This window comes from Burkholderia sp. LS-044 (genome assembly GCF_004803625.1).
In the GTDB taxonomy this organism is placed as follows: Bacteria; Pseudomonadota; Gammaproteobacteria; order Burkholderiales; family Burkholderiaceae; genus Burkholderia; species Burkholderia cepacia.
On record NZ_SSWO01000003.1, the window covers coordinates 420,186 to 432,433 of the forward strand.

A 12,248-nucleotide genomic window follows, 5' to 3' on the forward strand; every position below is an offset into this window, starting at 1 on the left:
CCGCCATATCGCGCGCCCGCGCGACGGCGTCGCTACAATGGCGTATTGCATCCAACGATCCCCGATTCCATCGATGTCGAACCCCAATCCCGCGGCGCCGCGCGCGCCGATGCTGTCGACCGCCGAGGCGCTCGCCGCGCTGCTCGATGCCGCGAAGCCGTTGCCCGGCGTCGAAACCGTCGCCACGCTCGATGCGCTCGGCCGCGTGCTGGCGGCCGACGTGAGCTCGCCGCTCGACGTGCCGCCGATGCATACGAGCGCGATGGACGGCTATGCGGTGCGCGTCGCCGACCTGCTGCATGGCGAGCGGCGTTTGCCGGTGTCGCAGCGCATTCCGGCCGGCCATCCGGCCGCGCCGCTCGCAGCCGGCACGGCCGCGCGGATCTTCACCGGCGCGACGGTGCCGCCCGGCGCCGACGCTGTCGTGATGCAGGAGCAGGCGTCGGCCGACGGCGATGCGGTCGAGATCCTGCACACGCCGAAGGCCGGTGAATGGATCACCGCGCAGGGCGCGGATATCCGGCAGGGCTCGGTGATCCTGCCGGCCGGCACGCGGCTCACGCCGCAGGCGCTCGGTCTTGCCGCATCGGTCGGCTGCGCGCAGTTGCCGGTCGCGCGGCGGATTCGCGTCGCGGTGTTCTTCACCGGCGACGAACTGACGATGCCGGGCGAGCCGCTGAAGCCCGGCGCGATCTACAACTCGAACCGCTTCACGCTGCGCGGGCTGCTGGAGCGGCTCGGCTGCCACGTGACCGACTACGGGATCGTGCCCGATTCGCTCGCCGCGACGCGCGACACGCTGCGCGCGGCCGCGCGCGATCACGACGTGATCCTGACGAGCGGCGGCGTGTCGGTCGGCGACGAGGATCACGTGAAGCCGGCCGTCGAGGCCGAAGGGCGGCTCGCGCTGTGGCAGATCGCGATGAAGCCCGGCAAGCCGCTTGCCTACGGCGCGGTGCGCCGTGGCGACGATCGCCCCGATGCGCACTTCATCGGGCTGCCCGGCAACCCGGTATCGAGTTTCGTCACGTTCCTGCTGTTCGTGCGGCCGTTCCTGCTGCGCCTGGCCGGCGTGCGCGACGTCGCGCCGCGCGCGCTGTCGCTGCGCGCCGACTTCTCGCAAGGCAAGGGCGACCGCCGCAACGAATTCCTGCGTGCCCGCGTGAACGCCGCCGGCGGCCTCGACCTGTTCCCGAACCAGAGTTCGGCGGTCCTGACGTCGACGGTGTGGGGCGACGGCCTGATCGACAATCCGCCGCAGCACGCGATCAGCGCCGGCGAGACCGTACGTTTCATTCCGTTTTCCGAACTGCTGTCGTAACGCGACGGCTTCCCGAACCATGAAGATTCAGCTGAAATTTTTTGCAAGCGTACGCGAGGCACTGGGTGTTGCCGACGAGCAGGCCGACGTGCCGGACAGCGTCACGACCGTGGGCGACGTGCGCGCATGGCTGCGCGTGCGCGGCGGGGCATGGGCCGAGACGCTCGCGGAAGGGCGCGCGCTGCGCATGGCGTGCAATCACGAGATGACCGGTCCCGATACGCGGCTCACCGAAGGCTGCGAAGTGGCGTTCTTTCCGCCGGTGACGGGCGGTTGAGGCACCGGCGATGGCAACGGTACGAATCCAGACCGACGACTTCGACCTGAACGCCGAGGTCGCGGCATTGCGAGCGCGCAACCCGAAGATCGGCGCGGTCGCGTGCTTCGTCGGCACGGTGCGCGATCTGAACGAAGGTGATGCGGTTGCCGCGATGGAACTCGAGCACTATCCGGGGATGACCGAGAAGGCGCTCGAGAAGATTGCGGCCGAGGCCGGCCGGCGCTGGCCGGGCATCGACGTCGCGATCGTGCATCGCGTCGGCAGGCTCCTGCCGCTCGACCAGATCGTGATGGTCGCCACGGTTGCGTCGCACCGCGGCGACGCGTTCGCGTCGTGCGAGTTCGTGATGGACTACCTGAAGACCGAAGCGCCGTTCTGGAAGAAGGAAACCACGCCGGACGGCGAGCGCTGGGTCGACGCGCGCAGCACCGACGATGCCGCGCTCGCGCGCTGGGGGATCGAATCGGGCAATACGCGGCGCTGAGCGCGGCGTCGGCATCGTGCGGCAAGGTGCTGCATGCGCGCAAGCGCCGCGCGTGACGGCAACCCGTGATGGCAATCCGTTACGCGTCCGGATCGGTGCTGCGCCCGATGATCTTCGTTGGAAACGGCTCGCCGCGGGCACGCGACGGCAGCGCGTGCGGATCGTCGCCCCCGTCGTCCCCGCCGCGGCGGCGCGGTGCGATCGCGTCGAGCAGCGCCTGCTGCTCGGGCGGAATCCGGTAATCCCAGCCGAAGCGGCTCAACTGCAGGCTCTGTGCGATCCGCAGGGCCGGTTCCATGAAGCGGATCGCCGCGGGCGGTGCGTAGCGCGCCTCGACGGTCTTCAGGAACAGCGACAGCCAGCGGCTGAAATGGGCCGGCTCGATCCCGTCGAGCGGCTGGTGCGCCTGCTGCACGTTGCCGCGATAGCCCTTGGTGCCGAGCACGAGGCTCGACCAGAACGTGACCATCTTCGGCAGGTGGTCGTCCCAGCGGCCGGCCAGCTTTGCGTCGAACACGGGCCCGAGCAGCGGATCGATGCGCACGCGGTCGTAGAACGCGTAGACGAGATCGCGGATGTTCTCTTCGGTCGGCTCGGCGTCGTGAGGGCGGGCCGGTGCGGTATCGGGCGAGGCGGGCAGGACGGTCATGGCAAAAAGGGGGCCGGGAGAGACAGACAACGACGGGGCGGCGGCGCGGGCATCGTGCAGGACGCCGGCCGGATTTTGACGCAAAATAGCGACCAACGACCCCTGAAAAACGTGTAGATGTCACGCATTTTATTGCGCGCGCGCCCTCCCGGCAACCCGGGGCCGCGGAACAGGGCTGTCGACCGGCCCCGTGCGCATCCCGATCGGCCCGGCTCACGTAATTGGGACACGATCGATCTCTTCCGTATTCACCCATGAGACTCACCGACTACACCGACTATTCGCTGCGCGTGATGCTTTACCTTGCCGTGCGTGGCGAGGGACTCGCGACGATCCAGGAGATCTCGGACGCCTACGGCATCTCGAAGAACCATCTGATGAAAGTCGTGCAGCAGCTCGGCGAGCTGGGGTGGGTCGACACCGTTCGCGGCCGCAATGGCGGGCTGAGGCTGTTCCCCGAATCGCTGCAACTGACCGTCGGTGAGGTCGTGCGCGCAACCGAGAGCGACTTCGCGCTGGTCGGCTGCTTTGCGGCCGAAGGTGAATCGCGCGGCTGCGTGATCGAGCCGCAGTGTCGCCTGAAGGGCGTGCTGGCGGCCGCGCGCGATGCGTTCTTCGCCGAACTCGACCGCCACACGCTCGGTGAACTGGTCGAACCCGCTGCGCCGCTCATGGCGCTGCTCGGCATTCGCCCGGTCGTGCGCGTGCATCCCGCCGCGCCGTTGCCGGAAGACGCGCCTGTGCCCGTCGAGCCGCCGTCGACGGCCGGCTGATACGCGAGCGCCGCGCTCCGCGGCCCGGCAGCGGCCCGTCCCAGGGCTGCTTCGAGGATATCCATCGATTTTTGCGCTGAATCAACCCAAATTTCGCTTGAAAGCCGCATAACCATCCTTATCTTGGTGTTAATCGAAAATTGGAGGTCTCGACAAAATGAGAATCGACAAGCTCACCACCAAGTTCCAGGAAGCACTCGCTGACGCGCAAAGCCTTGCGGCTGGCCGCGACAATCAATACATCGAACCCGTTCACGTGCTGGCCGCGCTGGTCGCGCAGCAGGACGGTTCCGCCCGCTCGCTGATGTCGCGCGCGGGTGTTCACATCCAGGCGCTGCAAGGCGCGCTGAACGAAGCGATCTCGCGCCTGCCGCAAGTGACGGGTACGGGCGGCGACATCCAGATCGGCCGCGAACTGGCCGGGCTGCTGAACCAGGCCGACAAGGAAGCGCAGAAGCTCAACGACACGTTTATCGCGAGCGAGATGTTTCTGCTCGCCGTGTCCGACGACAAGGGCGAAGCCGGCAAGCTCGCGCGCCAGCACGGCCTCACGCGCAAGTCGCTCGAAGCCGCGATCGCCGCGGTGCGCGGCGGCTCGCAGGTGCACAGCCAGGATGCGGAAAGCCAGCGCGAGGCGCTGAAGAAGTACACCGTCGACCTGACCGAGCGCGCCCGTGCGGGCAAGCTCGATCCGGTGATCGGCCGCGACGACGAAATCCGCCGTTCGATCCAGATCCTGCAGCGTCGCACCAAGAACAACCCGGTGCTGATCGGCGAGCCGGGCGTCGGCAAGACCGCGATCGTCGAAGGGCTCGCGCAGCGGATCGTCAACGGCGAAGTGCCCGAGACGCTGAAGGGCAAGCGCGTGCTGTCGCTCGACATGGCCGCGCTGCTCGCGGGCGCGAAGTATCGCGGTGAATTCGAGGAGCGCCTGAAGGCGGTGCTCAACGACATCGCGAAGGACGAAGGCCAGACGATCGTCTTCATCGACGAAATCCACACGATGGTCGGCGCGGGCAAGGCCGAAGGCGCGATGGATGCGGGCAACATGCTGAAGCCGGCGCTGTCGCGCGGCGAGCTGCACTGCATCGGCGCGACCACGCTCGACGAATACCGCAAGTACATCGAGAAGGATGCCGCGCTCGAGCGCCGCTTCCAGAAGGTGCTCGTCGACGAGCCGAGCGTCGAGGCGACGATCGCGATCCTGCGCGGGCTGCAGGAGAAGTACGAACTGCACCACGGCGTCGACATCACCGATCCGGCGATCGTCGCCGCGGCCGAACTGTCGCACCGCTACATCACCGATCGTTTCCTGCCCGACAAGGCAATCGACCTGATCGACGAAGCCGCTTCGAAGATCAAGATGGAAATCGATTCGAAGCCCGAAGAGATGGACAAGCTCGACCGCCGGCTGATCCAGCTGAAGATCGAGCGCGAAGCCGTGAAGAAGGAGCAGGACGAAGCGTCGCAGAAGCGCCTGCAACTGATCGAGGAAGAGATCGAGCGCCTCGGCCGCGAATATGCGGACCTCGAGGAGATCTGGACCGCCGAGAAGGCCGCGGTGCAGGGCAGCGCGCAGTTGAAGGAAGAGATCGAGAAGGTGCGTGCGGACATCGCGCGGCTGCAGCGCGACGGCAAGCTGGAGAAGGTCGCCGAACTGCAGTACGGCAAGCTGCCGCAGCTCGAGGCGCAGCTGAAGCAGGTCACGCAGGCCGAAGAGCAGGAGCAGCACAACCCGACGCGGCCGCGCCTGCTGCGCACGCAGGTCGGCGCCGAGGAAATCGCGGAAGTCGTGTCGCGTTCGACCGGGATTCCGGTGTCGCGGATGATGCAGGGCGAACGCGAGAAGCTGCTGCACATCGAGGAAAAGCTGCACGAGCGCGTGGTCGGCCAGCATGAGGCGATCGGCGCGGTGGCCGACGCGATTCGCCGTTCGCGCGCGGGTCTCGCCGATCCGAACCGTCCGTACGGCTCGTTCCTGTTCCTCGGTCCGACGGGTGTCGGCAAGACCGAACTGTGCAAGGCGCTGGCGTCGTTCCTGTTCGATTCGGAAGAGCACCTGATCCGCATCGACATGAGCGAGTTCATGGAGAAGCACAGCGTCGCGCGGCTGATCGGCGCGCCGCCGGGCTATGTCGGTTACGAGGAAGGCGGTTACCTGACGGAAGCCGTGCGCCGCAAGCCGTACAGCGTGATCCTGCTCGACGAGATCGAGAAGGCGCATCCGGACGTGTTCAACGTGCTGCTGCAGGTGCTCGACGACGGCCGCATGACGGACGGGCAGGGGCGCACGGTCGACTTCAAGAACACGGTGATCGTGATGACGTCGAACCTCGGCTCGCAGGTGATCCAGGCGATGACGGGCGCGCCGCAGGAAGAGATCAAGGACGCGGTGTGGCTCGAGGTGAAGCAGCATTTCCGCCCCGAGTTCCTGAACCGGATCGACGACGTCGTCGTGTTCCATGCGCTCGACCGCAGCAACATCGAGTCGATCGCGAAGATCCAGCTCGCCCGCCTGCACGACCGGCTCGCGAAGCTCGACATGGCGCTCGACGTGTCGCCGGCGGCGCTCGAACAGATCGGCAAGGTCGGCTACGATCCGCTGTTCGGTGCGCGGCCGCTGAAGCGCGCGATCCAGCAGGAGATCGAGAACCCGGTCGCGAAGCTCATCCTCGCGGGCCGTTTCGGTCCGAAGGACGTGATTCCGGTCGACGTCAACGACGGCAAGTTCGTGTTCGACCGCGTCGTTCACTGATCGCCTGCCATCGGCTGCCCGCCCGGTTCGCGCCGGGCGCGCAAAAACAAACACCCCGCCTCGGCGGGGTGTTTGCTTATGGGGCGGCCGAAACCGCCGCCGGGGCTGTCAGCCGGCGTGGTGCGGGCTCAGCCCTGCTTGTTGCCGCCGAACATGCCGGCGAGTTGCGTGAGCGCGCCGAGCACGTTCGACGTATCGATCTGGCCGCCTGCCGGCACTTCGCCGTTCGGCGTCGCGCCGTTGACGACGTGCGGCAGCACCTGCGCGAGGATCGACGAAGCCTGCGACGGATCGATGCCGACCTTGCTCGCGAGCGAGCCGACGACGTCGGAGCCGAGCACGTTCTGCAGCGTGTCTGCCGAGATCGGCTGGTTTTCGCCGTTGCCGACCCACGAGCCGATGATGTCGCCGGCGCCGCCCGCCTTGAACTTCTCGATCAGGCCGTTCAGGCCGCCCGGCTGGTTGTTGATGAATTCGAGCGCGGTCGTGATCAGCGCGCTTTGCGAGTTGCCGCCGGCCTGGCCGCCGAGCAGACCGCCAACGATGTCGAGGAGACCCATGGTGCTTCACCTTTACTGAAAAGGGCGTCGTGACGACGACGCCCGTTGAACGAATGCCGCGCGCACGCCGTCGCGCGCGCGGCGCACATCAGGCGCCCGACGCCGCGGCGGCGGAGGCTGCCTTGTCCTTCTTGCTTTTCTTCTTCGAACCCTTCGTCGCCTTGGCCGACGACGCCGCGGCCGGTGCGCTCGCACCCGCGTCGGCGGATGCCGCTGCGGCCGCGGCGGCCTTTTCCTTCTTCGACGCGCGCTTGGCCTTGGCCGGTTTCGCCGCCGTGTCCGGCGCGCTTGCCGCCGGTGCCGGCGCAGTGGCCGTCGTACCGGCCGTCGTACCGGCCGTCGCGGTCGTGGACGTCGACGCGGTGCCTGCCGACGTCGTTGCCGACGGGGTCGCCGGTGTCGTCGCGGCCGGCTTCGACAGCTTCACGCCCTTCGGCGGCGTCGACGAGCCGCCGATCGTCAGGCCGTTTTCCTCGAGATGGCCGACCGACTTCGTGCCGAGGCCCTTTACGCGGTTCGCGAGATCGTCCGCGTCCTTGAACGGGCCGTTCTTGGTGCGTTCGTCGATGATCGCCTTCGACTTCACGGGCCCGAGACCCTTCACGGATTCGAGCGCGGCCTGGTCGGCCGTGTTGACTTCGACGGCCGCGGCAAGGCCTGCGGCGAGTGACAGCGACAGCGCGACGAACAGCATCAGCAGCTTTTTCAGCATGGCAAAGGCTCCCTGGTTCTGATTCTGACGGATGAATGGCTGTTGCAACGGACGGCGGGCGAGACTTGGCCGGGCGTCGCCGTTAAGCATAGGACAAATGCGTGCCCTTTTTAAGACAGGCTGACCGAATCTTGCTGAAGGCTTGCGGCGCTGTAAAGACCGAAACCCGCGCCGGGCAGCGGTTTTGACCATTCTTTACGGTGTCGCGGGGTGTCGTGGGTCGTCGTCGCGCTGGCCGTTCGAAAGCGCTTGACTTAGAGTTGACTCTAACTCCTAACCTTGCTCCTGCCATGTCGAAAACCGTATCCAAACCTTCCGCCACCGGTCCGCTGACGATCGGGCAAGTCGCCGAGCTGACCGGCTTGTCGACGCATACGCTGCGGTACTACGAGCAGGCCGGGCTGCTGCGTGCGATTTCGCGCACGGCGGCCGGGCACCGGCTCTATGCGCCGGCCGACCTTGACTGGCTGGCCTTCGTGATGCGCCTGAAGGCGACCGGCATGCCGATCGCGCAGATGCAGGAATTCGCGGCGCTGCGCGCGCAGGGCGAGCCGACCTTCGGTGAGCGGCGCCGCCTGCTGGTCACGCATCGCGACGCGGTGCGCGCGCATCTCGCGGAGCTGCAGGCGAGCCTCGACGTGATCAGCGACAAGATCGCGTACTACGAGGCACAGGAGCGCGATGCGGCACGACGGGCAAAACCCTCTCACTCCCCATCGGAACAGGACGGACACCATGGAACGACTCGTTGAAGACCGCTACACGCGCGGCTGGAACAAACTGAAGGAAATCGACGGGGAGGCGGGCGAACGCGTGATCGCGGCGCTCGCGCCGATCGCCCCGGACTTCGCACGGCTGCTGGTCGAGTTCGGCTTCGGCGACATCTACAGCCGGCCGCAACTCGACCTGAAGGCGCGCGAGATTGCGACGATCTCGGCGCTGGCCGCGCTCGGCAACGCGCAGCCGCAGCTGAAGGTGCATATCGAGGCCGCGCTGAACGTGGGCTGCACGCGCGACGAGATCGTCGAGGTGTTCATGCAGATGTCCGTGTACGCGGGTTTCCCGGCCGCGCTCAACGCGCTGTTCGCGGCGCGCGAGGTGTTCGCGCGGCTCGACGAAGCGGCCGGAGAGACAAACGACGCGAACGACGCGGTCGGGCAGCTCGCGTGACGGGGCGCGCGCCGGCACCCGCACGTCACGCGCGGTGCGGCGCGACGATCCGGTGCTTCGCGATGCGCCGGTACAACGTCGCGCGCGAGATGCCGAGCGCCTGCGCGGCGGCGTCGGGCCGCCAGCGGTGCGCGGTGAGCGCGGCGACGATGCGGCCGCGCTCGTCGTCAGGCAGGGTGCCGGTCGACGCGCCGCCGAGCTGCGCGGCGATATCGGCCGGCAGATCCTGTCGCGTCACGCGCGCGGCGTCGCACACCGCGCACGCATAGCGCAGCACGTTGCGCAGCTGCCGGACGTTGCCGGGCCACGGGTACGCGGCGAGCTGTTCGGCGAGCGTTGCATCGAGTGTCAGCACGTGGCCGGTTGCCTGCGCCTCCTCGGCGAACACTGTGGCGATCACGTCGCGCACGTCCGCGCGCTCGCGCAGCGGCGGCAGTTCGAACGTCGCGCCGCTCAGCCGGTAGTACAGATCCTCGCGGAACGTGCCGTCGGCCACCATGCGCGCGAGATCGCGGTGCGTCGCGCAGATCACGTCGAGATCGACGCGCACGGGCGTATCGCTGCCGAGCGGCACAACCTCGCCATCGGCGAGCACGCGCAACAGGCGCGTCTGCAGCGCGAGCGGCATGTCGCCGATTTCGTCGAGGAACAGCGTGCCGCCGTCGGCGAGTGCGATCTTGCCGCGCGCGCCGTGCTTGCGTGCACCGGTAAACGCACCGGCCGCATAACCGAACAATTCACTCTCGATCAGTGCTTCCGGCAGTGCGCCGCAGTTGACGGCGACGAACGGCCGCGCGCGCCGCGCGCCGGCGTCGTGGATCGCGCGCGCGAACACTTCCTTGCCCGCACCGGTCTCGCCGAGCACGAGAATCGGCAGCCGCTTGCTCGCGACCCGCAACGCGAGTTCGGCCTGTTGCGCGATATGCGCGTCACTGCTGTGCAGGAACGGCGTCAGCGCGCCGACGTGGCGTTGCGTGGTGCCCGGGCGGCGCGAGGCCGTGCCGGGCTCGCGGCCGGTGCGCCGTAGCGGCGCGCGCAGCCGCGCATAGAGCGGCGCGCCGGTCGCGCGCAGCCGCAGCGCGACGATCGCATCGAGCCGCGCGGCATCGCGCAGCGGCATCTCGGTCGCATCGAAGATCTCGTCGATATGGCGCGGTTCGCGCAGCGCCGGTAGCGCGTCGCGCGCCTGCCGGTTCGCGGCGACGATATTGCCGCATTCGTCGAACGCGATCAGCCACTCGGGTTGCGCTTCGACGTAGTGACGATTCGGATGCCCGAACAGGATCCAGTGCTGCGCGGTGCTGTGCACGAAGTAGCCGTCCTCGATCAGCGCCGCGCTCTGCCGCACGAGCTGATAGACGAGACGCTGGCTGTCGCGGCCGTCGGGCGATTGAACGGCCGACGCGTCGAGCACGCCGATCAGCTCGCCGCCCGGCGAGAAGATCGGCGCCGCGCTGCAGGTGAGCGTCGTGAAGGCCGCGCGAAAGTGATCGGTCTTGTGCACGGTGATCGGCGCGAGATCGGTCAGCACGTTCGCGACACCGCAGGTGCCTTCCTCGCTTTCCGACCAGCACGAGCCGATGTGCAGCCCCGCGTGGCGGAAGTCGTTGCGGCGCTCGCGGTCGATCCGGTAGTCGATCGTCACGCCGTGCGCGTCGGTCAGCATCACGCAGTAGTCGGCGACGCGGATCATGTCGTGCAGCCGCGTCAGGCACTGGCCCGACGCGCGCAGGAAGGCCTCTTCCTTGTCGCGGACTTCGCGCAGCTCCGCCGCGGTCAGCACGCGCGGGCCGATCGACGAAGCGGGGTCGAGACGGTAGCGCTCGAGCGACCGTTGCCACGATGACACGAGGCGCGTGGATTCGGCCGGCGCGGGCAGGCGTCCGGCGAGCGCGCCGAGCACACGGTCGGCGTGCTGGGCCTGGGGGACGGCGTAAGGCATGGTCGGCTCCGGTTCCGTACGGCGGGGAATGCGATGTTCTTGTAGCACATCCCGTTCGACGGATCACATTGCATCGCAGCACGCGGCGGGCGTGAGACGTTCGTCTCACCGGTATCGCGCGCTGTCTCGTGTCGCTGAGACGCGCGCATGTGCGGCATGCGCGGATCGTCCGGCATGACGCCGCACCGCGCGGCGCCGCGATAGCGCGGGGTTTGCGGGCGCAACGGCGCGCTTGCACCGGCGTCGCGGCGGCCGTTTCGTCGCATCGACGGGGTGAGACGAACGGGCGGAATTGCCGCGCGCGCCGTGGCTCCGGCAGCGAACCGGCGGCGTCGACATGCCCGCCGCGCCAGCGTGCACACGGGTTTCACGGACATCGCACGCTCGATGGCACGCCGCTTGCAGAGATCACGGGCAGGTCGGCGCGGTCGCGTCGACGATGAAGATCCGCCGCCCGGCGATGGCAGCGGACGAGACAGGCAGGGCCGCGGCGTACAGCAATGCGCCGGGGCCGGCCAACTGGATGGAGACGAACCCGTGACGACGCCCGTTACCGTCGGTGTGATCGCGAACCCCGCATCGGGGCGCGACATCCGCCGCCTCACGACGCATGCCTCCGTGTTTCCGACGGCGGAGAAGGCGAACATGATCGTGCGCCTGCTGGCCGGCCTCGGCGCGATGGGCGTCGAGCGCGTGCTGACGCTGCGCGACCGCACGGGCATCGCGACGCTGCTGCTGCGCGCGATCGACACGCATCGCGCGGTCGCGCCGCACGAGCGCTGGCCCGAGGTCGAATTCGTCGACCTGCCAATCACCGATACCGTCGCCGACACACAGGCCGGTGCCGCGTACCTGCACCGCATGGAAGTCGCGCTGATCGTCGTGCTCGGCGGCGACGGCACGCATCGCGCCGTGGCCGCGCACTGTGGCGCGACGCCGCTCGTCGCGCTGTCCACCGGCACCAACAACGCGTTTCCCGAGCATCGCGAGGCAACCGTCGCGGGCGTCGCGGCAGGACTCGCCGCGACCGGCGCGGTGCCGGCCGAAGTCGCGTTCACGCGCAACAAGCGGCTCGTCGTGCGCTGCGTGGCGGGCGCGCAGCCGGGGCGCGAGGAGATCGCGCTCGTCGACGTGTGCGCCGCGCGCCAGCACTTCATCGGCGCCCGCGCGATCTCGGGGTCCGACGACATCGATTCGCTCTACCTGACGTTCGCGGAACCGGACGGGATCGGCCTGTCCGCGCTCGGCGGCGCGTGGGCGCCGCTCGAACGCAGCGCGCCGCACGGGCTCGCGATGCGCTTCGCGGCCGAAGGCAAGGCGGCCGGCACGCCGCTCGTCGCACCGATTGCGCCGGGCCGCGTCGATCGCGTCGTGATGCGCAGTTGCGAACGGCTCGAGCCGGGCGCGTGGCAGACGATCCCGTTCGAGCGCGGCACGCTCGCGTTCGACGGTGAACGCGAGATCGAGGTCGCGCGCGGCGATCGCTACGAGATCTCGCTCGACTGGCGCGGGCCGCTGACGGTCGATGTCGGCCGCACGCTGCGTTACGCGTCGTCGCGGCAACTGCTGCGCGATGCCGGCGCGTGGCACGACTGAGCCGCT

General features: G+C 68.6%; 12 protein-coding genes. 8 read left to right on the forward strand and 4 right to left on the reverse strand.

All coding sequences use genetic code 11. The annotated features are described in order from the left end of the window. The first annotated feature begins 73 nt into the window (after positions 1-73). From glp to E9536_RS10395, 3 genes are read left to right on the forward strand one after another with little or no spacing between them, the layout of a single operon-like run. A complete protein-coding gene (gene glp / locus E9536_RS10385; protein ID WP_136469821.1) occupies positions 74-1,321 on the forward strand; it encodes a gephyrin-like molybdotransferase Glp in 1,248 nt (415 codons plus the stop codon). A 19-nt stretch (positions 1,322-1,340) separates the two neighbouring features. Continuing rightward, positions 1,341-1,598: a molybdopterin converting factor subunit 1 gene (gene moaD / locus E9536_RS10390; RefSeq protein WP_060358450.1), complete on the forward strand. Its 258-nt coding sequence runs from the start codon at positions 1,341-1,343 to the stop codon at positions 1,596-1,598. 10 nt (positions 1,599-1,608) lie between these two features. Then, complete coding sequence (locus E9536_RS10395; RefSeq protein ID WP_021156501.1) at positions 1,609-2,085, forward strand: molybdenum cofactor biosynthesis protein MoaE; 477 nt, start codon at positions 1,609-1,611, stop codon at positions 2,083-2,085. Positions 2,086-2,164: 79 nt separating this feature from the next. Here E9536_RS10395 and E9536_RS10400 read toward each other — a convergent pair whose 3' ends face one another. Continuing rightward, a complete protein-coding gene (locus tag E9536_RS10400) occupies positions 2,165-2,734 on the reverse strand; it encodes a group III truncated hemoglobin (protein ID WP_060174306.1) in 570 nt (189 codons plus the stop codon). Between the two features lie 254 nt (positions 2,735-2,988). Between E9536_RS10400 and E9536_RS10405 the strand changes: the two genes are divergently transcribed. After that, the gene (locus tag E9536_RS10405) at positions 2,989-3,507 is read left to right on the forward strand and encodes an Rrf2 family transcriptional regulator (RefSeq protein WP_060084263.1); all 519 of its coding nucleotides are present in this window, start codon (positions 2,989-2,991) and stop codon (positions 3,505-3,507) included. Between the two features lie 157 nt (positions 3,508-3,664). Next, positions 3,665-6,262: an ATP-dependent chaperone ClpB gene (gene clpB, locus E9536_RS10410; RefSeq protein ID WP_027787209.1), complete on the forward strand. Its 2,598-nt coding sequence runs from the start codon at positions 3,665-3,667 to the stop codon at positions 6,260-6,262. A 128-nt stretch (positions 6,263-6,390) separates the two neighbouring features. Here clpB and E9536_RS10415 read toward each other — a convergent pair whose 3' ends face one another. Together E9536_RS10415 and E9536_RS10420 are read right to left on the reverse strand one after the other, a co-directional pair. Then, on the reverse strand, positions 6,391-6,822 hold the full coding sequence (locus tag E9536_RS10415) for a YidB family protein (RefSeq protein ID WP_027787210.1): 432 nt from the start codon (positions 6,820-6,822) through the stop codon (positions 6,391-6,393). A gap of 88 nt (positions 6,823-6,910) precedes the next feature. After that, entirely contained in the window at positions 6,911-7,534 is a 624-nt protein-coding gene (locus E9536_RS10420) for a helix-hairpin-helix domain-containing protein (RefSeq protein WP_136469822.1), read from the reverse strand. Positions 7,535-7,824: 290 nt separating this feature from the next. On the opposite strand from E9536_RS10420, the gene E9536_RS10425 reads away from it, so the two are divergent. Together E9536_RS10425 and E9536_RS10430 are read left to right on the forward strand one after the other, a co-directional pair. Then, the gene (locus E9536_RS10425) at positions 7,825-8,286 is read left to right on the forward strand and encodes a MerR family transcriptional regulator (RefSeq protein ID WP_060084261.1); all 462 of its coding nucleotides are present in this window, start codon (positions 7,825-7,827) and stop codon (positions 8,284-8,286) included. Then, positions 8,270-8,704, forward strand: a complete 435-nt coding sequence (locus E9536_RS10430; RefSeq protein WP_059694562.1) for a carboxymuconolactone decarboxylase family protein — start codon at positions 8,270-8,272, stop codon at positions 8,702-8,704. Before E9536_RS10425 ends, E9536_RS10430 begins: the two co-directional genes overlap by 17 nt. Before the next feature lie 25 nt (positions 8,705-8,729). Here the strand turns inward: E9536_RS10430 and E9536_RS10435 are convergent, their stop codons facing one another. After that, positions 8,730-10,646 (reverse strand): sigma-54-dependent Fis family transcriptional regulator, encoded by a 1,917-nt coding sequence (locus tag E9536_RS10435; RefSeq protein ID WP_059694561.1) that lies wholly within the window; start codon positions 10,644-10,646, stop codon positions 8,730-8,732. Between the two features lie 537 nt (positions 10,647-11,183). Between E9536_RS10435 and E9536_RS10440 the strand changes: the two genes are divergently transcribed. After that, positions 11,184-12,242 carry an NAD(+)/NADH kinase gene (locus E9536_RS10440; RefSeq protein ID WP_136469823.1) on the forward strand — a complete coding sequence of 353 codons (1,059 nt, stop codon included), beginning with the start codon at positions 11,184-11,186 and terminating at the stop codon, positions 12,240-12,242. The last annotated feature ends 6 nt before the right edge of the window (positions 12,243-12,248 follow it).